General features: G+C 37.3%; 26 protein-coding genes. 15 read left to right on the plus strand and 11 right to left on the minus strand.

Features of this window, described 5'->3' with window-relative positions; genetic code table 11:
• Positions 1 to 243 precede the first annotated feature (243 nt).
• From B3I52_RS09110 to B3I52_RS09155, 10 genes are all read left to right on the plus strand, one after another.
• Positions 244 to 717: a hypothetical protein gene (locus tag B3I52_RS09110; protein ID WP_293300552.1), complete on the plus strand. Its 474-nt coding sequence runs from the start codon at positions 244 to 246 to the stop codon at positions 715 to 717.
• A 288-nt stretch (positions 718 to 1,005) separates the two neighbouring features.
• The gene (locus tag B3I52_RS09115) at positions 1,006 to 1,140 is read left to right on the plus strand and encodes a hypothetical protein (protein ID WP_293300553.1); all 135 of its coding nucleotides are present in this window, start codon (positions 1,006 to 1,008) and stop codon (positions 1,138 to 1,140) included.
• 254 nt (positions 1,141 to 1,394) lie between these two features.
• Positions 1,395 to 1,817, plus strand: a complete 423-nt coding sequence (locus tag B3I52_RS09120) for a cytochrome c maturation protein CcmE (RefSeq protein ID WP_293300555.1) — start codon at positions 1,395 to 1,397, stop codon at positions 1,815 to 1,817.
• Complete coding sequence (locus tag B3I52_RS09125) at positions 1,817 to 4,285, plus strand: heme lyase CcmF/NrfE family subunit (protein WP_293300557.1); 2,469 nt, start codon at positions 1,817 to 1,819, stop codon at positions 4,283 to 4,285. The genes B3I52_RS09120 and B3I52_RS09125 overlap by 1 nt, the downstream gene beginning before the upstream one ends.
• Complete coding sequence (locus B3I52_RS09130; RefSeq protein ID WP_293300558.1) at positions 4,285 to 5,043, plus strand: Rossmann-like and DUF2520 domain-containing protein; 759 nt, start codon at positions 4,285 to 4,287, stop codon at positions 5,041 to 5,043. Before B3I52_RS09125 ends, B3I52_RS09130 begins: the two co-directional genes overlap by 1 nt.
• 41 nt (positions 5,044 to 5,084) lie before the next feature.
• A complete protein-coding gene (locus tag B3I52_RS09135) occupies positions 5,085 to 5,417 on the plus strand; it encodes a 2Fe-2S iron-sulfur cluster-binding protein (RefSeq protein ID WP_293300559.1) in 333 nt (110 codons plus the stop codon).
• Between the two features lie 107 nt (positions 5,418 to 5,524).
• Positions 5,525 to 5,767 carry a Fe-S cluster assembly protein IscX gene (gene iscX, locus B3I52_RS09140; protein ID WP_293300561.1) on the plus strand — a complete coding sequence of 81 codons (243 nt, stop codon included), beginning with the start codon at positions 5,525 to 5,527 and terminating at the stop codon, positions 5,765 to 5,767.
• A 57-nt stretch (positions 5,768 to 5,824) separates the two neighbouring features.
• Complete coding sequence (locus B3I52_RS09145; RefSeq protein WP_293300563.1) at positions 5,825 to 6,373, plus strand: KdsC family phosphatase; 549 nt, start codon at positions 5,825 to 5,827, stop codon at positions 6,371 to 6,373.
• A 168-nt stretch (positions 6,374 to 6,541) separates the two neighbouring features.
• Positions 6,542 to 7,003 carry a hypothetical protein gene (locus tag B3I52_RS09150; RefSeq protein ID WP_293300565.1) on the plus strand — a complete coding sequence of 154 codons (462 nt, stop codon included), beginning with the start codon at positions 6,542 to 6,544 and terminating at the stop codon, positions 7,001 to 7,003.
• Positions 7,004 to 7,077: 74 nt separating this feature from the next.
• On the plus strand, positions 7,078 to 7,647 hold the full coding sequence (locus tag B3I52_RS09155) for a Maf family nucleotide pyrophosphatase (RefSeq protein ID WP_293300567.1): 570 nt from the start codon (positions 7,078 to 7,080) through the stop codon (positions 7,645 to 7,647).
• A gap of 22 nt (positions 7,648 to 7,669) precedes the next feature.
• Here B3I52_RS09155 and B3I52_RS09160 read toward each other — a convergent pair whose 3' ends face one another.
• The 4 genes from B3I52_RS09160 to B3I52_RS09175 form a co-directional block, all read right to left on the minus strand.
• Positions 7,670 to 8,074, minus strand: coding sequence for a hypothetical protein (locus B3I52_RS09160; protein WP_293300569.1), 405 nt, complete (start codon positions 8,072 to 8,074; stop codon positions 7,670 to 7,672).
• Between the two features lie 19 nt (positions 8,075 to 8,093).
• On the minus strand, positions 8,094 to 9,932 hold the full coding sequence (locus B3I52_RS09165; protein WP_293300571.1) for a response regulator: 1,839 nt from the start codon (positions 9,930 to 9,932) through the stop codon (positions 8,094 to 8,096).
• A 17-nt stretch (positions 9,933 to 9,949) separates the two neighbouring features.
• A complete protein-coding gene (gldC, locus tag B3I52_RS09170; protein ID WP_293300573.1) occupies positions 9,950 to 10,285 on the minus strand; it encodes a gliding motility protein GldC in 336 nt (111 codons plus the stop codon).
• 327 nt (positions 10,286 to 10,612) lie between these two features.
• Entirely contained in the window at positions 10,613 to 11,926 is a 1,314-nt protein-coding gene (locus tag B3I52_RS09175) for a DEAD/DEAH box helicase (RefSeq protein ID WP_293300575.1), read from the minus strand.
• Between the two features lie 163 nt (positions 11,927 to 12,089).
• On the opposite strand from B3I52_RS09175, the gene B3I52_RS09180 reads away from it, so the two are divergent.
• The 4 genes from B3I52_RS09180 to B3I52_RS09195 all read left to right on the plus strand — a co-directional run bounded on the left by B3I52_RS09180 (position 12,090) and on the right by B3I52_RS09195 (position 15,050).
• Complete coding sequence (locus tag B3I52_RS09180) at positions 12,090 to 13,424, plus strand: dihydroorotase (protein ID WP_293300576.1); 1,335 nt, start codon at positions 12,090 to 12,092, stop codon at positions 13,422 to 13,424.
• 36 nt (positions 13,425 to 13,460) lie between these two features.
• Positions 13,461 to 13,658: a DUF2683 family protein gene (locus B3I52_RS09185; protein WP_293300577.1), complete on the plus strand. Its 198-nt coding sequence runs from the start codon at positions 13,461 to 13,463 to the stop codon at positions 13,656 to 13,658.
• A 67-nt stretch (positions 13,659 to 13,725) separates the two neighbouring features.
• Entirely contained in the window at positions 13,726 to 13,989 is a 264-nt protein-coding gene (locus B3I52_RS09190) for a Txe/YoeB family addiction module toxin (RefSeq protein WP_293300578.1), read from the plus strand.
• Between the two features lie 44 nt (positions 13,990 to 14,033).
• Complete coding sequence (locus B3I52_RS09195) at positions 14,034 to 15,050, plus strand: DUF3810 domain-containing protein (protein ID WP_293300579.1); 1,017 nt, start codon at positions 14,034 to 14,036, stop codon at positions 15,048 to 15,050.
• 57 nt (positions 15,051 to 15,107) lie between these two features.
• Here B3I52_RS09195 and B3I52_RS09200 read toward each other — a convergent pair whose 3' ends face one another.
• From B3I52_RS09200 to B3I52_RS09220, 5 genes are all read right to left on the minus strand, one after another.
• The gene (locus tag B3I52_RS09200; RefSeq protein WP_293300581.1) at positions 15,108 to 15,689 is read right to left on the minus strand and encodes a tRNA-(ms[2]io[6]A)-hydroxylase; all 582 of its coding nucleotides are present in this window, start codon (positions 15,687 to 15,689) and stop codon (positions 15,108 to 15,110) included.
• Between the two features lie 125 nt (positions 15,690 to 15,814).
• On the minus strand, positions 15,815 to 15,967 hold the full coding sequence (locus tag B3I52_RS09205) for a lmo0937 family membrane protein (RefSeq protein ID WP_293300583.1): 153 nt from the start codon (positions 15,965 to 15,967) through the stop codon (positions 15,815 to 15,817).
• A gap of 191 nt (positions 15,968 to 16,158) precedes the next feature.
• Positions 16,159 to 16,893: a LytR/AlgR family response regulator transcription factor gene (locus B3I52_RS09210; RefSeq protein WP_293300585.1), complete on the minus strand. Its 735-nt coding sequence runs from the start codon at positions 16,891 to 16,893 to the stop codon at positions 16,159 to 16,161.
• Complete coding sequence (locus B3I52_RS09215) at positions 16,871 to 17,932, minus strand: sensor histidine kinase (RefSeq protein ID WP_293300587.1); 1,062 nt, start codon at positions 17,930 to 17,932, stop codon at positions 16,871 to 16,873. The genes B3I52_RS09210 and B3I52_RS09215 overlap by 23 nt, the downstream gene beginning before the upstream one ends.
• 29 nt (positions 17,933 to 17,961) lie before the next feature.
• The gene (locus B3I52_RS09220) at positions 17,962 to 18,756 is read right to left on the minus strand and encodes a LiaF transmembrane domain-containing protein (protein WP_293300588.1); all 795 of its coding nucleotides are present in this window, start codon (positions 18,754 to 18,756) and stop codon (positions 17,962 to 17,964) included.
• Positions 18,757 to 18,913: 157 nt separating this feature from the next.
• On the opposite strand from B3I52_RS09220, the gene B3I52_RS09225 reads away from it, so the two are divergent.
• Positions 18,914 to 19,786 (plus strand): ChaN family lipoprotein, encoded by an 873-nt coding sequence (locus B3I52_RS09225; RefSeq protein ID WP_293300590.1) that lies wholly within the window; start codon positions 18,914 to 18,916, stop codon positions 19,784 to 19,786.
• A 72-nt stretch (positions 19,787 to 19,858) separates the two neighbouring features.
• On the opposite strand, the gene B3I52_RS09230 is transcribed toward B3I52_RS09225, so the two are convergent.
• Positions 19,859 to 21,895 carry a TonB-dependent receptor gene (locus B3I52_RS09230; RefSeq protein WP_293300592.1) on the minus strand — a complete coding sequence of 679 codons (2,037 nt, stop codon included), beginning with the start codon at positions 21,893 to 21,895 and terminating at the stop codon, positions 19,859 to 19,861.
• A gap of 31 nt (positions 21,896 to 21,926) precedes the next feature.
• The gene (locus B3I52_RS09235) at positions 21,927 to 22,307 is read right to left on the minus strand and encodes a YchJ family protein (protein ID WP_293300594.1); all 381 of its coding nucleotides are present in this window, start codon (positions 22,305 to 22,307) and stop codon (positions 21,927 to 21,929) included.
• Positions 22,308 to 22,342: the final 35 nt, after the last annotated feature.

The following is a 22,342-nucleotide window of genomic DNA, read 5'->3' on the forward strand; positions in this document are numbered from 1 at the left end:
AAAGCAATAATGCACTACGGGTGGGATTAATAAAGAAAAAACACTCCAGTGCCGCTATCTTGGAAATCCGTAATGGAATTGCTACATTTTAAGCAACATTGTATAAAAATAATATAGTGCATGATTAACATCTCTCCGTAATGGGCTCGGTAGGCAAAAGCACTACCGCTCATGCTATAGCCTCTTTTATTTGGAAGTTAGCAAAGTAAAAGATATAATTGAAAAACCAAATAAAAAACGGATATGAAAAGGGCATCTAAATTCAACAAGCTCTCCCCCGAACCGGAAGAAGTGCCCAATGCGGAACTGCACGCCATAAAGGGCGGTAACCAAGAACAAAACGACCAAATGTACACCCCAACCGTTAGCTTACACCCCGATGATGAACAGCTATTAATTTATGGTAGTAGCAGAACTCCAGTTCAGGCTGAAAGAGAAATGATAAAAAAATCAACATTAGCCCATGAACTGGCGCATGTGGGACAATTTCTTGATGGAGATTATGGCTTCAGTTCTTCTGGAGAGCATGGAAACGCTAGCTTTGGAATAGAAGAGGAGATTGATGCTTATCAATTTCAGCATATTTTCATGAATTTTTCTGATGGATCTCAGATTGATTCACAATGGGTACAAGATTTGGAATTTACAAACAATAATGGAACATCTAAGCCTTATGAAAATCTTCAAGAAGGTCAGGCTTGTCCAGTACACGGTTAATAAATAATTGAAAATGAAATGTTTTATTATTGGCTTATAGTTCAGAAATCAGAGAAATAAATGCAGGTAAAATGCTCGTGTCGTATCATAATTTTGAAGGAATTGGATTCATAAGGCGCTCCATATATGGAACTAATCCTGCTTATGTCAAATGCTTTTCAATAACGATAGACTATGAAAAAAAGGATTCCAACAAGGCTAAAAAGTTGGCAGAGCATGTTTTAAAGCATGTAAAGTTTAAATGATAATAATGTTCTACCACAAGTTAATTGCCTATAATAAACCTCAATGAAAAGACCTATAATTGTTCTCTTGCTCTTTATAAATGCTACGGCATGGTGGCAAGCTAGTGTATTTTCTGGAAAATTGGCAAAAATACTTAGCCAAAGCCAAACAAAGTATATTGAAATTGTAGAAAGATAATAACGGCGATCTTATCGCCGATTTCTAAACAATAGATTGCCCCGTAACCTATCTGTTACGGGGCATTTTTGATTATCAAACAATTGTCAAGATATGGTGCATAAGGCCTCCGAAATAGCTGCACTTAGTTTGTTTTTCTATATTTGTGTGCTGTATTTTAAATCACAATCAAATGAGACCATCATGATTTGCTATTCCAAAAACTACCAATTAATCATGATAGTGTCATCACCATTGAAACAACTTTAAATAGGATGAGAAAAAGTGCTATCATCGGTTTAATCACCATTGCCTTATGCATTGGTTTTTTGGTAAGCTTAAATGCTGACACCGACTCTTACGCTAATTTTAGCGAAGCCGCCGAATCGCAAAAAGAAGAACACGTAATGGGCTACTGGGAAAAGAGCAAGGGCATGTATTACGATGCTGTGAAAGACCCTAACCATTTCGCTTTTCACATGAAAGATGAAGATGGAAAGGTAAACAAAGTAGTGCTTAACGGCTCAAAACCTCAAGATTTTGAACGTTCAGAAAAATTAGTGTTGATTGGCAAAATGGAAAACAACACCTTCTATGCCTCTAAAATATTAATGAAATGTCCGTCTAAATACAACGATAACATGGTGGAAGTAAACCAAGACGGAACAATTAAAGAGTTAAAAGACACAAAATCTTAATGGATATTCAATTTATTGGAGAGAACCTCCTTCCTGGCAAAATAGGCCAATTTTTCATCGTACTTTCGTTTGGCGCATCACTACTTTCTACCATTGCCTATTTTTTCGCTACTAATAACAAAAACTTAGCAGACCGCTCTTGGACTAAAATAGGAAGAATAGGTTTTTGGATAAATTCAGCCAGCATTATCGGCATTGGCGCTACGCTTTTCTACCTCATCTTAAATCACTACAACGAATACAACTACGTTTATTCGCATTCTTCTAAAGAACTTCCTGTATATTATATCGTTTCGGCATTTTGGGAAGGACAAGAAGGCAGTTTTTGGCTATGGGCATTTTGGCAAGCCTTGTTAGGCATTATTCTTATTTGGAAAGCCAAATCGTGGGAAAATGGTGTAATGACCATTATTGCACTTTCGCAAGTATTCTTAACCTCTATGCTACTAGGTGTAGAGATTTTGGGCGCTCGTATTGGTTCATCTCCATTTATTTTATTAAGAGATGCGGTTAACTTAAAGGAAATGGCTCCAATATTTGCCGACCCAGAAACCTTTAAGAATTACCTCAGTTTTATTACAGACGGCAGAGGCTTAAACCCATTACTCCAAAACTATTGGATGGTGATACACCCTCCTACCCTTTTCTTGGGTTTTGCCAGTATGATTGTACCTTTCGCTTACGGCATTACGGCTTTATGGCAAAAGCGCTATAAAGATTGGGTTAAGCCCGTATTGCCATGGGTATCATTTGCCATCATGATTTTAGGCACAGGCATTATTATGGGTTCTTTTTGGGCTTACGAAGCACTTAACTTTGGTGGTTTTTGGGCTTGGGATCCAGTAGAAAATGCCTCTATCATTCCTTGGCTAACCTTAATTGGTGGCTTACACGTAATTATAGCCTATAAAAATACCGGTCATGCTTACTTTACCGCAATGGTCTTAGTATTAATTAGCTTTATCTTGGTACTTTATGCTTCTTTCTTAACCAGAAGCGGTATTTTGGGCGAAACTTCGGTACACTCATTTACCGATTTGGGCATGACCTGGCAATTGGTATTTTTTATCTTGTCTTTCTTGGCTATTGCCGTATTTTTTGTGGTTTGGCGATGGAAAGAACTGCCTATAACCCATAAAGACGAAGAAACTTACTCACGTGAATTTTGGATGTTTATTGGTGCTTTAGTAGTTACGGTATCGTGCATACACATTATTTTTGCTACTTCGGTACCTGTATTTAATGCTGTATTTGGCACCAACTATGCCCCTATTAAAGATGCAGTAAGGTTTTATAACCAATGGCAGGCACCTTTTGCTGTGCTAATTGCATTAATTTCTGGATTTTCACAGTTTTTAAAATACAAGCGTACCGATCCACGTAAATTCTATAGTAGCTTAATCTCATCAATCATATTCGCATTGGTAATTACTGCTGGTTTTGTATATGTAGCCGATATTTATACCAACTCTATGTATATCTTACTTACATTCAGTTGTATTTTTGCCGTATTGGCCAACGCCAGGTTATTAACGGGTGTTTTCACTAAACGTGGCAGTAAATTAGCAGGATCGGCCATTGCCCATATCGGCTTTGCCATATTATTGATAGGTGCTTTAGTTGCTGCCGCCACTAGCGAACCAATTTCTATTAACGAAACCAACTATATCCCTGTTAAGGATTTTGAAAAAGCAGCAAAGCCAGGCGAAAACATTATGGTGTATAAGAACGAACCTAAAAAAATGGGCAAATACACCGTTACCTATGTGAGCGATACCACCATAGCACCTAACACCTATTACAAGCTAAACTTTAAAGTAATAGATGAAACAACAGGAAAGGTAAAAGAAGATTTTACGGTTAATCCAAGTATTCAAGAAAATGGCAAAATGGGCTTAATTGCTTCGCCAGACACGAAACATTACCTGCTCAAAGACATTTATACCCACATTACCAGTGCAGCACAGAAAAAAGAAGAACATGCCGACCACGAAGGACATACTGAAGAGGAGAACTATAAAGCTCCTCGCATTGTTACCTTAAAAGTGGGCGATACGGTACATACCAGCAGCGGCGTGTTAACCGTAAAAGCGCTAAATAACAAACCGGTAGTTAAAGACCTAAAGATTGAAAAAGAAGACCTAGCAGTAGGTTTACCTTTAGAAATAAATGTAAGTGGTAAAATCTATAACGCTGAGCCGTTGTTCCTTATTAAAGGCAATAATACTTTTGATTTTGCCCGTAAAATTGATGAACTTGGTTTTAGGGTAAGGTTCACCAAAATTATTCCAGAAGAAAATAAATTTGAATTACATCTTTTTGAGAAACCACAACAAGCAAAGGATTGGGTAGTATTTAAATCTATCGAATTCCCTTACATTAACTTATACTGGATTGGTACTATCATCATGGTAATTGGTTTCTTGATTTCTATTTTTAGAAGAAAAAAAGAGCTGAAAACAGACTAATGTTGGTATCTATCATAGGTTCGGGAAATGTAGCAACACACTTGGCCAAAGCTTTAAATACTGCAAATGTGCAGGTGCTAAATATTTGGTCTAAGCACTTTAAAAATGCGCAAGCGTTAGCTGGCACAGTTAATGCCAAAGCAGTAGAAGAGGTTTCTCAAATTAGTGATAAAAGCGACATTATTCTTATTGCAGTTAAGGACGATGCTATTGCGGCAATGGCTGCCCCACTAAAAAATTACAGCGGTATTGTTGCCCATACCTCTGGCGCTGTTGCGTTAAACGCTTTAGGCAACCTAGAAAATTATGGGGTATTTTACCCACTGCAAACCTTTTCTAAGCAAAAAGATATAGACTTTAGCAATGTACCGCTTTGCTTAGAAGCCAATAAGGCAGCCAACCTAAATAAGCTAAAGCAATTGGCAAATTTAATCAGTAAAAATATTTACGAAGTAGATAGCCAACAAAGACAAACATTACACCTAGCGGCTGTGTTTGCCTGTAATTTCCCTAATTACCTTTACGGAATTGCACAACAACTGCTAGCACAAAACCAGTTGGATTTCGACATCATCAAACCTTTGATTGCCGAAACAGCTCATAAAGTAAAAACAGCATTGCCTACTGCGGTACAAACCGGCCCTGCCATTAGAAACGATGAGCAGACCTTAAAGAAGCATGAAGAGTTACTTGAACAGCATCCCGAATGGTTAACAATTTATAAACTATTGAGCCAGCAGATTAAAAAAACCAGATAATACCGTTTTTTAATTTTGCCTGCTTACTTTTGCATTGTATTATGAGTATTTTCAAATTAAAGATAAATTTCGAGGAAGAAGGGAAAGAACCTGTAGAGTTACCTATTGCCGCTGGCGAAGATGTGTTAGATGTTGTTTTAGACAATGGCATTGAACTACAACATAACTGCGGTGGCGTTTGCGGTTGCAGTACCTGCCACATCTATGTAAACAAAGGCATGGACAATATTCAGGAAATCTCTGAAAAAGAGGAAGATTTTATTGACCGTGCGGTAAGACCAAAGATTACTTCAAGACTAGCTTGTCAGTGCGTTGTTTTAGATGGCGATATTGAAGTCACTATCCCAGACCAATCGGGCTTTTTGGGACATTAAAATTCACGAATTACGATTTTAGATTTACGATTAAGCTGCTAGCTATCAGTTAACCGATTAAACAGTTTACCAACATTTCAACCTTAAAACATTTCAACTTTACAAAAATGAACAACGATAAATTTGCACTGCCTATATACTGGAAAGACCATGAAGACATTGCCCTAGAACTTTACGAAAAGTTTGGCGATGAGTTTGATGAACCAAAAATCTACAGAATTAGGTTTACAGAACTTATTGAATGGGTTTTAGAGTTGCCAAATTTTAAAGGCACTAGAGAAGAATGCAACGAAGGCCATTTAGAGCAAATACAATCGGCTTGGGTTTACGAGTGGCGAGATAACCAATAAGCCCCTAGCCCTCTAAAGGGGAGTTTAATACCACCGTAAATACATGAGGCAAACAACATGATAGAAAGCAATAAAAAGTCTCCTTTAGGGGATTTAGGTGGTATTACCACCTTCGTTTTCGATATAGATGGCGTACTTACCAACGGTACGGTAATAGCCAGCGAAAGTGGAGAATTACTACGCTCTTTTAACGTTAAAGATGGTTACGCTCTGCAACTTGCCCTAAAAAAAGGTTATACTATTTGCATTATATCGGGTGCTAAAGGCCTAGCCTTAACCAAACGTTTCGAAGGCTTGGGCATAGCCGATGTTTTTTTAGGCATTGACAATAAATTAACAGTTTTTAACAACTATATCAAGCAAAAGGGAATCAACCCCGGCCAAGTACTTTACATGGGCGATGATTTACCAGATGCAGCAGTAATGAAACTAGTGGGCATTGCCACTTGCCCTAATGATGCTGTTGAAGAGATTAAAGCAATAGCTCATTACATTTCTCCTAAAAAAGGTGGTGAAACAGCAGCTAGAGATGTAATAGAAAAAGTATTGAAAGTACAGCAAAATTGGTATGGCAGCACAATATCGGCTGCAGAAGCAAGTAAATAACGCTGTTATTGAAACGAATTACGCTACTTTGTGCCTTTGCTATTGCTTATGAGCAATACATTGCCAACCCTTTCCTTCTTTAGCTTAGCTAAGTTAAAAAAATCTTTTTCATCGATTAAACCTCTATTTATTTTTCTACTCAAAGAGGAAACATAAAACAACTTAAACATGAAACTATTTCAATTTTTCGGAATAGCTTCATCACCACTAAAAACAAAATTAAAACAGATGAAAAAACTAATGATGATTTGCGGGCTATTATTTGGTATGGTAGCATTTGCACAAGCACAACAAGGTGGAGGAAGGCAAGGTGGAGGCATGGGAATGAACCCGGAAGCAAGGGTAAAACAATTGGATGAAAAGCTAAAGTTAGCTGACGACCAAAAAACAAAACTAACTGCCATTTTTACTGAACAAGCCGATGCACAGAAAAAGCTACGTGAAGAAGCTCAAGCTAGCGGAGACAGAGCGGCAATGAGAGAAAAAATGACTAAGATGCGTGAAGAAAACGACAAAAAAGTAAACGCAGTTTTAACAGCAGAACAACAAAAAACTTATAAAGCTTGGCAAGAAGAGCAACGTGCAGAAATGCAAAAGCGCATGGCCGAACGTAAAACCGAAAACAACTAATACATTAATTAGTTATTTTTAAGCAGAAGCGATCAAATTGGTCGCTTTTGTTATTTTTACCGAAAATTACAGCTATGCTTAAATTAACTATTCCAATTATACTCGCTTCTAAATCGCCCAGAAGGCAAGAATTATTAAGCTTAATGGGCTTAGATTTTTCTGTTGAACTAAAAGAGGTTGAAGAAAGCTATCCAGCGCATTTAACGGCACCCGAAATTGCGGTATATATTGCCGAAAAAAAAGCAGCAGCATTTAACACCAAACCCGATCAAATTATCATTACTGCCGATACCATTGTAGCCATTAATGGAGAAATATTGGGCAAACCAAAAACCCACGCCCAAGCACAAGAAATGTTGGGCAAGCTTTCGGGCAATATGCACCAAGTTTATACGGGCGTAAGTATTAATTATCAGGGCAACCTTACCTCGTTTTACGATAAAACAACGGTTTATTGCAGAACGTTAAACCTCGAAGAAATTGACTATTACATAGCTAACTATCAACCTTTTGACAAAGCAGGCAGCTATGGTGTACAAGATTGGTTTGGCTTAACTGTAGTAGAAAAACTAGAAGGCTCTTACACGAACGTAATGGGGCTGCCTACCGAAAAACTGTACCAACATTTGTTAAAGTTTAATTAACTTAAACTGTTTGGAGGATAGCTTAAACTTTAAGTCGCTCTTTTTTAACGCTAAAAAGCAAAAGTAAGGCACCTATTAGCAGAATAATCCATCCCCATTGGAAATGGATGGCCTTGCCTAAGATGTTATCTGCAAACTTGAGCCCGAAGTAATGGGTAGCTTTAAAATAAACAGCGGCAGCCATTACTAACACCCATGCAAACATTAATATAGAAAGTAATCTAAAAGCTTTTAGCTGCCTAATAAAATAGCACAGTACCATCATAGCAGCAATAGCATAGGTTATAAGGAAAAGACGTGGATCTGTTTTATACAAGCTCCAGTTTACCCAATCGATTATTATTTTAACCTTCAACATGGGGCAAAAACTTGCCAAAAAAACCAATATCAGCCCCAAAAGTGCCATTGTTTTATTTACCACCAACATACATTGTTCTTTTAAACTACTAACTTAAAGAAATAGATTGATCTTTGCCTTGGTGTTCGATAATTTTTGGAGCCCATTTTTTAATAATGGCTTCAATTTCTGCAGGCTTAAAAGGTTTGGCTATGAAATCTTGCATTCCGGCCTCTAAACATTTGTCCTTTCCATCGCCCAAGGTATTGGCCGTAAGTGCTATTACAATAGGATAGCTATATATGCGGTAATGCTTTCTGATTTCGGTAGTAGCCACCGTACCATCCATAATAGGCATCTGCATATCCATAAATATCAGGTCAAAGTGCTCTTCTTTTACCATATCTACAGCTATTTGGCCGTTAGAGGCTTTTTTACACTCGTAGCCCAGCTTACTCAGCGTTTTTGTAATGAGCATAAGGTTAATCTCATTATCATCTACTACTAAAATTTTAAAGGGATAATTGGCAGAGAGTTCATGATCTAATATGGGCTTTACCTCTTTTATAACTGCAGGCACTTGTTTTTCGGTAGTTTCTTTTACCACCACAAAAAAAGTAAACGTAGAACCAACACCAATTTCACTTTTAACCTTTATTTTTCCATCCATCATGGTGATAAGGTTATAGGCGATATTTAGTCCCAATCCTGTACCTCCGTACTTGCGCATGGTAGAATAATTTGTCTGTACAAACGGATTAAATAATGATTTAATACGGTTTTCGGCAATACCAATACCAGTATCTTTTATTACAAAGCCTAGGCGCATAGCGCCATGTTCGTCTTTGTCTATTAACGTACACTCTAAAACTACGCTGCCTTTTTCAGTAAACTTTATGGCATTGCCTAAAAAGTTAAGCAATATTTGTTTTAAGCGCTTAGGATCACAGTAAATGGAGTTTGGCACATTGGGATCTACTTTATAGCTAATATCCACTCCTTCTTTTGATTTTGGGAAATGGGCAAAGGCATCTTCAATAAGCTCCCTTATATTTACCGAACTTTTATCTAAATGTACTTTTCCGACTTCAATCTTCGAAAAGTCGAGAATATCATTAACGATGCGCAAGAGTGATTCGGCACTATCGTGAATTGTTTTGGCATACTCTTTCTGCTCCGTATTTAACGATCCCTGCAAGAGCAGGTTAGACATGCCCAGTACGCCATTCATTGGTGTTCTAATTTCATGGCTAATCATCCCCAAATATTCTGTTTTGGCATTATTTGCCGCTTGTGCCATTAATTTAGCATTGTAAATATCCCTTTCGTGTGTAACTTGCTTTTGGAGACCTTTCTGAAAACGACTATTAATTACCAAAACCATTAAAAGCACTAATGCACCTACGCCCACAACCAAATAGCCAAGTATGGTGTATAAGCTATCGTTCTGCGAAATTTTCTGGCTTAGCTCATCGCGTTCTAAATTAATTAACGCTGTTAATAATGGTTGAGTACGCCCTATTTTATTACTAGAATCGATTTGCACATTATTACTGCCAGGAGAAAAGCTATTTAATTGTGCCGTATAAAAGCTTTCCTCTTCTTCTAAACTACTTTTTGCCGCTAAAGCATTGTTTTTATAAAGCTCATTTTCTTGGGTAAACAACAAAAGTGCCTTCTTCTTTTCTGAGAGTATTTTAAGATTAATTTTTAAGCTATCGCCCAGCGTAGAGTCGCCATTCTTTATTTTAAGATACGCATAGTCGGTTTGCTGTAAAGCGCCCTTCAAATCAATTAAGCTTGCTATACGTTGCTGTTTTTGAGCAATATACTTAGTACTGTTGTTTTGATAAAACAACAATACTACCCCACAGCCTATTAATGTAAAAACAAGCACCAACTTTACAATAAAGTTTATAAAATTTTCCTTAGCAGCAGGTACACTCATATGATTTAAAACATTGTTTATCGTTGGGTATTAATTCCCATTTTATCTGCAAAATGTGCGCAATAATCTCTCAAATCTTCTACTATATTTTTTTCTCCCGTAGCCCTTAAAAAGCTGTCGCCCATGGTTTGTAATGTTTCATAGAAAAAACGCTTCATTTCGTCAACAGGCATATCTTTAGTCCATAAATCTATTCTCATAGCATTTTTATAATTATGGTCCCAAAGGGCCAACATCATTGATTTTGCCGCTACCTGATCTTTATTTTCCGAATCGGTAGATTCCCAAAGAATATTTTCAGGAACATTTTTTTCGTCTAATTCTACAGTAATCTTTATTTCTGCCTTTTTCATTCTCTATTATATGCTAATGTTAAAATTTACACTTTCAAATCTATCCCTCAAAAAAAACTTATCTTTAACACTAGTACAAATACTACGGTAAGTACAATAATCATTAATTGCACAAGCCAAAGTTTTGCCAAAGTGGGAACAAATTTTCTAAAAATCTGATCGCAAAGAAAAGATACAAAAAAAACCAACAGTCCAAGTGCAATGAACAGCCCTTTAAATTCGTGATTAGCAGGAACCAATAACCAAGCTTTATTTACGATTAAGCTAATAACTGCCACCAAGCTTAATGCCGATACAATGTTTAATGGTGTTAATTTTAGTTTCAATTTATCTGCGTTTTTTTGATTTAGATATGCTATTATTTTTTGTTGTTTTTTTAGTATTGGTAGCGTACTGTTTCTTTTTTTCGTGGAATGCCCCTTTAAAGTCGGGATTTTCTTTCCTCTTTTGGGCATCAATTTCCCTTGCGGTAGCCTGCTTTTCCTCATAGGGCGTTTCTTCTACAAAAACTTCTGCAGGAAGCGGTTTCTCAGGAATTTGCTGCCTAATTAACTTTTCAATTTTATCAATATAATACCGCTCGGCTTCATTGTAGAATGTAATTGCGGTACCTTCGTTAAATGCCCTTCCCGTTCTGCCAATTCGGTGTACGTAATCTTCTATAATTATCGGCACATCAAAGTTAATGACATGGCTTACTTCACTTACATCAATGCCTCTCGAAGCCACATCTGTTGCTACTAAAACCCTAATATTGCCTTCTTTAAAGCTATTAATAGAATTGATACGTGTATTTTGCCCCTTGTTGGCATGGATTACCCTAACGGCATCTTCGCCCAACCTACGTGTAATAAAACTATTGATATTATCTGCCACGGTTTTGGTTTTACAAAAGATAATCAGCCTTTTAAATTCCTCCACGTTTTTTAATAGATGTTGCAGCAAATTGATTTTAGTTTTAAAGTTTGGAACGGCATACATTAACTGGCTAACAGTTTTTGCCGGTGTAGCCTGTGTAGCAACTTCAACAGTTAGTGGGTTTTTAAGAAAATCGCCCGAAATTTTCTGTACCAAATCGCTCATTGTGGCAGAGAAAAGTAGGTTTTGGCGTTTACGTGGAACTACTTCTAAAATGCGGTGGATGGAACCAATAAATCCCATATCCATCATTTTATCTGCTTCATCCAACACTAAAAACTGCAAGCTACGGGTATTGATATCGCCAGCTAAATACAAATCTAAAAAGCGGCCTGGGGTAGCTACCAAAATATCAATTCCTTTAGCAATTTGCTCTTTTTGGGTTTTAGGGCCAATACCTCCAAAAATTACCACGGTTCTTAAATCGGTGTAGGTAGAGAAGAGTTTTACTTGCTCTTCTATTTGCATGGCCAATTCTCTTGTTGGCACTAAAATGAGTGCCCTGGGGTTTTCGCCCTGCGCATATTTCAGTTTCATGAGCATTGGCAACACATAGGCCGCAGTTTTACCTGTACCTGTTTGTGCAATACCGAACAAATCTTGTCCCGACAAAACTGGCCCAATAGCCTTTTCCTGTATTGGTGTAGCTTCTGTAAAACCAGCTTCTTCCACTGCGTTCAGTATTTGTCTATTGAGCTTAAACTCCTCGAATTTTTTTGCCATAGCTGCGAATTTACGATTTATTAGTTAGAAAGTCCGATGTCTGCCGTACGAAGACCGATGAAAAAGTGCTTTAATGTTATGGAGCTAAAATGTTGAAAAATATCCATCACAACTTCCAACATCGAACTTCGGACTTCACCGACTTTATCCTTACCTTTGAAACATGAGTACAATCTTGATTAAAGCAGCTAATATTGTAAATGAAGGGCAAATTTTCACTTCGGACTTACTGATTAAAAATGGTAGAATTGAAAAAATTGCGCCTACAATTACTGCTACGGCAGACCTAGAAATTAATGCGGAAGGCTTGCACCTGTTACCTGGAATGATTGATGACCAAGTACATTTCCGTGAACCTGGCTTAACGCACAAGGCCGATATTTTTTCGGAAAGTATGGCTGCCGTTGCTGGCGGAATTACTTCTTTTATGGAGATGCCCAACACCGTTCCCAATACGTTAACTCAAGATTTGTTGGCAGATAAATATGCTATTGCCAAGCACACATCGTTGGCTAATTACTCTTTTTACATGGGTGCCAGTAACGATAATATTGAAGAGGTACTTAAAACTGATGCCAAAAACGTGTGTGGCATTAAGGTTTTCATGGGCTCATCTACCGGAAACATGTTGGTTGATAATGAGAAGACTTTAGAAAATATTTTTAGTAAAGCACCCATGTTGGTGGCTACCCACTGTGAGGATGAAGCTACCATCCGCCATAATTTGGCGGTTTACAAAGAGAAATATGGCGACGATTTGACCATTGAAATGCACCCTTTAATTAGAAGTGCCGAGGCTTGCTATAAATCATCTTCTTTAGCAGTTGAATTGGCTAAGCGCTACAACACTCGTTTACATATCTTGCATATTTCTACGGCAAAAGAAGTAGGCTTATTTGATAATACGCTGGCATTGGCCGATAAACGAATTACTGCCGAGGCTTGCGTACATCACCTTTGGTTTAATGATGCCGATTACGCTACCAAAGGCAATTTTATTAAATGGAACCCGGCCGTAAAAACCGCAGCAGACCAAGCTGGTATTTTACAAGGTTTATTAGACAATTATATTGATGTGATTGCTACCGACCATGCGCCACATACCATTGAAGAAAAAAATCAGCCTTACGCCCAAGCGCCATCTGGTGGACCATTGGTGCAACACGCACTACCTGCATTGTTAGAAATGCACTTGCAAGGGAAAATTTCTTTAGAAAAAATAGCAGAAAAAACTTCGCACAACTTAGCTATTTGCTTTGATATTGTTGAACGTGGCTTTATTAGAGAAGGCTATTGGGCAGATTTAGTATTGGTAGATTTGAACGACCCTTGCAAAGTAACTAAATTAAATACCCTATATAAATGTGGCTGGAGCCCTTTTGATGGAGAAACTTTCAACGCTAGCATTACGCACACTTTTGTATCAGGCAATTTAGCTTACCAAAAAGGTAAATTTATGACCAACGAGACAGGTAAGCGTTTAACGTTTGAGCGGTAATTGATTATATTTGTACGAATGTAAAAATTGCGAAAGATGGAAACTTTAATTATACATCCTAAAAATAAAGAGCAACTAGCTGCCATTAAAGCTTTCGTTAAGGCTTTAAAAATTGACTTTACGACTAAGAAAAGCACCTATAATCCCGAATTTGTTGCAAAAATTAAAAGAAGCGAAGCTCAAATGAAAGAAGGAAAAGGTGTAAAAATAGCGATTGAAGACTTATGGAAATGAAATAGAATTATATTTCTATTGATTGTAAATCTGTTTAGATATATGTTTGCTTTATAAATTCCAAACCATGGAAATATTCTATTACGATGAAGCAATAGCTGATTTACAGTTTTGGAAAAAATCAGGCAACAAAATTATACAAAAGAAGATTGAACAGCTAATTTTAGCAATTCAGGAAGATCCATTCATTGGGATTGGCAAGCCAGAGCCTCTTAAACATGATTTAATAGGCAAATGGTCTAGAAGAATTAATTTAGAGCACCGTATAATTTATGAAGTAATAGATAACGTTGTTCATATTTATTCATTAAAAGGTCATTACAAATTATAATGCACCAAAAAAAACAGCCTATTAGTCTAATTACTTTACTTTTAATGGCATTAGCCATTTTCACTTTTGGCTTCTTCCCAGAAGCTGTAGAGCGTTATTATAGCCAACAACTTTATCCTATTATTTCATTAGCGCAACGCTGTATATCTTCGTTTTTTCCTTTTGCCATAGGCGATTTTTTGTATGCACTACTGATTATTTATATGCTTAAAACCATTGTAATTTTTATTAGCAGACAAAAAAAGACGAAAAAAGATTATACCGCTTTCGGTTTTAAATGTGTTAACTTTCTGCTCATTACCTACATTTCATTTAAACTACTTTGGGGGCTAAACTACGCTAGGCCTAGAATTAACGAGCAGTTGCAAATTAGCGACAAGCCTTACCAAAAAGAGCAGCTTTTAAAGTTGAACGGTTTCATTTTGCAAAAACTAAACGCTTTGGATAAAGCGGTGGATAGTAATTTTAACTACACACCAAAAGAGCTTGAAGATATTGCAGCTACAGCTTATAATCAATTGGCGCAAACACAACCATTTTTTAGCTATAAATACAGTACCGTTAAACCTGTAACGAGTTCTTGGTTAGTGAGCAAAACGGGAATTGAAGGTTATTATAACCCACTTTCGGGCGAGGCTAACATTAACCAGCGTTTACCTAATTTTGTTTTGCCTTTTGTTACCTGCCACGAAATTGCGCATCAGCTAGGTGTTGCCAAAGAAGACGAGGCTAATTTGATAGGTTATTTAACGGCCATACACAGCAATAACGTTCAATTTCAATACTCGGCCTATTACAATATGTTGAGATATGTGCTGTTTGAAATTAGGATGAAATATCCTGAAGATTACAATGATATCATCGCTAAAATACCTAATTCGATCTTACAAAAATTTAAAATAGAAAAAGAGTTTTGGGCAAAATACAATGGTGCCATGTCGGTTTATATGGGCAAAACCTTCGATAAGATATTAAAACTTAACAATCAGCAAAAGGGTATCAAAAGCTATCAAGATATCGTGTTGTGGTTGGTGAATTATCATAAGTTGGAAGTCAATTGACAGATGCCGGAAGATTAGACACCTCAACTTCGGATTTTCGGACTAAACACATCGGACTTACCCATGTATCGCTTCCTTAGTTCCGTAACTTTGAATTAAATTACCTTCAAACTCCAACCATTCTTTCCAGCGTTTGTCCACATCTACATCAATGGTATATTTACGGGCGAAGTTGAGAAAAGTAGTATAATGTGTAGCTTCAGAAACCATCAGCTCGTGATAGAATTTTGCCAATTCTTCGTCTTTAATATTTTGCGACAGCACTCTAAAACGTTCACAACTGCGAGCTTCAATCATTGCAGCAAACAACAGCCTGTCTATAAATGCCTGGTTTCTACTGCCATCTTTTTTGCTAAACTTTACCAACTGCCCTACATAATCGTCTTTACGTTCGCGGCCTAAAGTATAACCACGCTCTTTGATGATGTTGATAACCATTTGAAAATGCTCCAATTCTTCTAAAGCAATAGCCGTTAATTCATCTACCAAATCTTGATGCTCGGAATTTTGTGTAATTAATGTAATGGCATTACTAGCCGCTTTTTGCTCGCACCAAGCATGGTCAGTTAAAATTTCTTCAAGGTTTCCTTCGGCAATGTTGGCCCAACGTGGATCGGTTAATAATTTAAGTCCTAGCATAACGGCAAAATTAATAAAATAGCCCTATATATACCGCTTATTTTAGCAAATACAGCATATAAAAAAGCCCGATAGATAACCGAATCTACCGAGCCTCATTATTAACTAAAACAAACCTTACTTAACTATGCAGCACCTCTTATTACTTTTAATAAAATAGCTACTATAGCTATTACCAATAAAACGTGAATGATACCGCCCGTGTAATAGCCGCCTAAAAAACTAATTGCCCAAATGATTACCAATATCACTGCAATTACATATAGTAAATTTCCCATAATCTTGATGTTTAAGTAATTAAAATTGTTAATTGATTTGATTATTACTTAAACACGTTGCTTTTGAAATTGTTCTGGCTTTTTTTAAGCAACGTTAAAAAACCATAAATACATTCTATTTTAGGGGTTATTACGACGATTTATACAGAAGTAAATTTACAATGACTAGCTCTTAGCCGTAAGAAACCAAATTAGATGCCTAACGCGGCTTTAAGTTTTACATAGCCAGTTTTACTTACCGGCAACCAAATACCGGTTTTTAGCAATACGATGTAGTTTTCTTTTTCTTTAAGTTCTATTTTGGTTACTTGTGCCAAATTAATGATATATGAACGATGGATGCGGATGAACTGCGAACTATCTAAGGTTTGTTCAAAAAAGCTCATGGTTTTGTTTTTTTGGAAATTACCTTCGGTAGTGTTCAATTTTACATAATCATCATCGGCTTCTAAGTAGTGGATAGCATCTACAGGGATAATTTTAATTACACCTGCATTTTTTACCACTACCCTATTGTTCTGCGCTGGCGATAGTGATGCAGTTGCTAAGAGTTCTTGGCTATCATCGCCTTTGGCTAATTTTGATGGTAGCTTTTGCATGGCTTGTTCAAAACGAGTTTGTTCAATGGGTTTCAGCAAATAATCTACGGCATTTACCTCGAAAGCTTTAATGGCATATTCATCAAAAGCAGTGGTAAAAATTACTGCGGGTCTGTTTTCTACCAATTCAAGCATCTCAAAGCCACTAATTTTAGGCATTTGGATATCCAAAAAAATCAAATCGGGCTGGTGCTGCCCTATTGCTTTTAAACCTTCAAAACCATCGTTGCATTCGGCCACCACCTCAATGTTAGGAAAAGCCTTTAGATAGTGCTTTACAATATCTCTAGCAAGGGCTTCATCGTCAATGAGTATGGCTTTTATCATCTTTTTGAGGTATTTTAAGAGTAGTAATATACAAATTATTGTTTTGCGATTGGGCCTGCAATAAATTACTATCGGCAAAAAGCAAATATAACCTGCGCCTAATGGCCGCCAGCCCAAAACCTGTACCTTTGGCCGCTTTCATTTCCGGATCGTAAGGATTGGTAACGCTAATTGCCAAAGCATTATTTTCAAGCTTTACATCAATGGCAATAGTAATGGCTGTTGACGTGTTGTACAGACCAAACTTAATGGCATTCTCTACAATAGGCTGCAATAATGTGCCGGGCAGGCATAGTCCTAAAGTTTCTTCAGAAACGTTAACCTCTACACTTAACCGGTGGCTAAAACGAACTTTTTCTATATCTAAATATAACTGAATATATTCCATTTCGTCGGCCACGCTTACCCAAATTTCATCATCACGCTTTAGGGTACCTCGTAAAAAAGCAGCCAGTTTAGTAATCATGGTACCTGCTTCTGTTGGATTTACTATAGTTAAAGCATAAACAGAATTTAAACTATTGAAAAGAAAATGTGGCTGCAACTGATGGCGAAGCTTATTTAATTCGGCCTCCTTAGCCAAGTTTTGTGTGGCCAGCATTCTAGCTTGTATTTCCGATTGCTCTTCTAACCTATACCAAAGTATATTGGCCAATGCACACCATGCTAAGCACATAAATGAAACTGCTGCCTTAAAGATATCTGCCAGATCTAAAAAAGCTAAATAACTGCGCTGATTTGCAAATATATAAGTGAGGCTGTACTTTGCTGCAATTACCACAGTGGCAGAAAGCACTAAAGTTACCAATAGTACATATAGCAATTTTTCGTTCTTTGGCTGATAAAACCCAAGCATGTTGCTAATAATGATACAACCTATGGCTAAATATACATTACTTATCACACTATCGACAATAGCGATTTGCCACGAAAAGTTAAAGAAAAAATACAAGACCGCCGCACAAGCCAGTTGCCAACATATCAAGATAATGCCAGCAATGGTTTTTATCTGCGGTTTTGATAGTGGTGTAGTTGTCAAAGTGTTTAGTTTTAAGTTTAAAATTCGAATTAATAACTCTTAAACTCTACTCCTCCAAATAATACCACTCCTCTTATAATTACCAATTTATTTACCTGCTCTGTTGACGGATAGATTGCTCTTTTATCATCTACGCCACCAAAAATGGCTGTAACTTCCGATTTAATTTGCCAAGTAGGTGGAACTACAATTTTAACGCCGCCAAATATGGCCGTTACATCTATCACAATTTGCCCTTCAAAGTCCGACTGGGTTAAATTAATGTCTCCGCCACCAAAAACGGCTGTAACCTCGCCTCCCTTTAGGTTTTTAGAATAAATAACCTGATTACTTCCTCCAAAAACGTTTACCGAATTGATGTAATCGTTAGCGTTAAAATTTGTATCGTTAGCTGCCGCCGCATCAGCTGGTTGCGCTGTTGCTGGGTTTGCCTGGTCAAATTCGTTATAACGATAACCTTTATCTTTCCATTTATTTTTCTTACAACTGTGGACACTTTTAGGCTTCACAATAAGATAAAGGCCTAACACCAGTAACATAATAGGAAATACTATGTTAGACATATCATACCCTCTAAAAATTTCTTCCAGCGTAAAATATGCACCAATAAGTACCATTACAAACCAACCACTATTTTTAAAGTTGTTACGTGCACCAACAAAAAGGCCAATTACAATTAGCCAGTTGCTCCAATTAAATATCCAATGTGGAAGCCCCAAACCAAAATTCTTTAACAACAACAACGCACCGATAGCTACGATGACCAAGCCGGCCCACACTTTTCCTGAGCGATTAACCATTTCTTTATTTTTTATATTTTCCATTGTGTTATGTTTAATGATATGCCCAAAAGTAGATCGACTTTAAAGGCCACACAACACAAAACCGTTATTTACTATCCAATTATCGGTAAAATGCGTTAATTTATCGGTAAAAAATTTCGTTAATTTGAATTCACAAGGTAAACAACAAAACAAATACATGAAAAAACTAACCTTATTAGCGCTGATTTTATTTCCTCTTTTTGTTAAATCGCAGGAAATTAGCCAACAGTATAAAGTTTACGATGTAAAACAACAAAAGACAGTGAGCCTAGATGAAATTGTAGCGGCTATGGCAAACGCTGATGTACTTTTCTTTGGCGAAGAGCATAACGACTCGATTGGACATTACCTCGAAGTTAGCCTATTTAAAAAACTAGCTGTTGCTTACAACAATAAAGTGGGGTTAACTTTAGAAATGTTCCATACCGATGTACAACCGGTAATTAACGAGTATTTAGCCGGAATTATTAACGAGAAAAACTTTATTAAAGAAGCAAGGGCCTGGAACAATTACAAAGATTATGAGCCGATGATCGCATTTGCAAAAAGCCAAGGCATTGCTGTTATTGGTGCAAATGCAGCAGGAAGGTACAGTAATTCGGTAACAAAAAACGGATTGGAAATATTAGCAAAATTACCGGCAAATTCTAAACAGTTTTTACCTCCAAATACCGTTGATACTTTAACAGGCAGGTATTACGAAAAGTTTATCGCTTTACTGGGTGGGCATGGTATGGGTGCAATGAAAGTTTATCAAACCCAAAATTTTTGGGATGCAACAATGGCTTGGTCTATTGCTAAATTTGCCAAAGAAAACAAAGGAAAGAAGATTTTTCAGGTGAATGGGCGTTTTCACAGCGATGAAAAACTAGGCACTTATGCGCAACTTAAAAAATATGCCCCAAAGCTTAAAGCTTTAAATATTGCTGCCTTTGCCGCCGAAGATTTCGATAACCCAGATTGGGAACAACATCAACATTTGGGAGATTATGTTATTCTTACCAACCCAAAGGTGAAAAAGAGTTTTTAGTGAGTACATTTAAAAGATGTTAGCAAGTAGGTGTAGCCAAGATTTAAATCAACCAAAAAACCAAGCATCTTGCTATTTTACCACAAAACCCAACTTCAACCCAAAATAAAAGCTACGGCCAGGAGCCACATTGTAATATCTGCCACCAAAACCGTTCATATCATTACCTAAACTATAAGTTTGGTTAAACAGGTTATCTGCACCCGCATAAAAGTCAAAAAGTAGGTTGTTTATTTTTTTCGGATAACCCAACTTTAAAGAAAACAATTGAAAACTGTCTGCGAATTGGCTATTGGCATCATTCAAGGCAATTTTAGCACTGTAGCTGTAGCTTAAAAATACAGATGGGCCATTCTCACACTTAATATCGGCCATTAAAGTATAACGATGTGGGGCAACCCCCGGCATTTTTTTACCAGAAAAATCCTGAGCTAATTGCACAAACTCATCGTATTTAAAATCATGATAGGTATAAGATGCTTGTAAGTTTATTAAAAGCGGTCTATTTTTAGGCAGCAAGTGATAAGCAATACTGGTTTCAATCCCTTGCTGTTTAGTTTTCCCGGCATTGAGGTAATAATTTGCTCCGGCAGCGTCTCTTCTAGTTACTATGGCATTACTTAACCAGAAATTAAAATAGCTGGCATCAACAAACAAACGCTGGTTAAATAAGTTCCATCTTAAACCCGGTTCTATATTCCATCCGTTTTCGGCAGCCAAAGCAAGATTATAGCTGTTATTATCTGCAAAAATTTCATTAGTAGCCGGTGGCGAAAAGCCTTTGCTTACATTGGCATAGGTAGAAAAATACGCACTGGCTTTATAAAGTACTGCAAAACGTGGCTGTATTTCGCCGTTAAACTTCTTGCGGGCTTCAGTGCTTGGTGTTGCGCTACTGCGAAGAAAATTTAGTTGTAAACTATTGGTGCTTGCGCCTAATGTAAACAACCACTTATTTAACTGGTAGTTTAACTGTGCAAATCCCATCCATTGCCATAAATCCAATTTATCATCGGTTAGTTGTGCACCCCTATTTCCTTGTAGGTTCCGAAAAGTACGAGAACTAAAATTTCCACTTTGCAACTCGGCTCCAAAATGAGCAGAGAAGTTGCCTATGTTATACATAAAGTTTGTTCTTCCGCCCCAATGCGGCTCCTTTTTTAGTTCGTAATTTTGTATGGCCGGATTTTCGGTTTCATTGTAAAAACCATATAAACTAGTGGTATTACTTAATTTCGATGAAAATAAATAGCGATGTGTTAAACCTAAGAGCGTAGCTTTCTGATGGATGCTGGCTTTTGCCAAAACCGCACCTTGGTTTGCTCCTACTGTTGGCCGGGCTTGTTGCGCATTAGCCCTGTACTCGGCCAAAGTTAACGCTCCGGGTGTTTGATAAGCCAAATCGCTGTAAATAAAATATAAGCTCAACAGCCCTCTGGTAATAGTAGTTAAGTGCGTTTGGTAACTAGCCACCTTTCTATTCATTTGGGTATGTTCGCGATAACCCTCAGAACGGGTGTTTTCGTAACTAAGAATATGCTTTGGCAATTGTATTTTCGCATGGTAAGCTAAAGTACCATAGGTCCCCGCATTCAAACCTGCTTCCACATTGGTGCTACCATTTATACCCAGTGCTTCAAATAGCACTACACCACCAGTACCTGCGCCATACAAGCTACTGCCTGGGCCTTTAATAATTTCTAATGCGCCAACATTATAAAAACCCAACATATTTAACATTGTATTGCCTCCTGGAGCCGTAAAAGGAATATTATCGTAGTAAACCTTCACATTGCGCACCCCATAGGGGCTACGCACCGAGCTACCTCTAATATTTAAACGATAGCTTCCTAACGAACGTTCTTCCATACTTACCCCAGCAGTTGAATTTACTGCTTGTAATATATTGGTGTTAGTGTATCGTTGCAACTGTGCCTTACCAATTTTATTTATTGCAGCAGGCGTTACCATTAAGGCACCACTTCCGTAAGCATTAATTACCACACTGTCTAACACTACTTTTGTAATAGTATCTCGGGTTTGTGCCCGAAGGTAACTGGCAGTTAAAAAGCAGCAAATAAAAATGAGTATAGGCGAAGGTTTGCGCATTTGGTTTATAACAGCGAGTAATTGGCTTTGTTTAATGAAAATGTTCGCCGGTAAAATAATACCATTTGCCTGCTTCCTTTTTAAAGGTAGAACGCTCATGATGTACAAATTGCCGTAAACCTTGTTGATAAAATGCTTTAAACTCTACAACAGCATTAAATGCTTGCACAATTTCTAGCCTAAGCCAATGGTTGGCTTTTGCCCAACTTTCAATATCGGCTTTACTGTGCAAATATCTTTTTAAGGGATGGGTAGTTTCCCAAAGATAATCTACCAAATTTAGCGTGTAGGCACTGTATCGGGAGCGCATTAATTGTTCTGGTGTTCGAGGAGAAATAGTACCTAAGTGAAAGGGCTGGCAACATTCGGCGTATGTTTTACCCGAAGAACAGGCGCATAATATTATTGACATATTTTCAGCAAAAGCCAAAAATACGCTAAAAAGAA

This window comes from Pedobacter sp. UBA4863 (assembly GCF_002399615.1).
GTDB lineage: Bacteria > Bacteroidota > Bacteroidia > Sphingobacteriales > Sphingobacteriaceae > Pedobacter.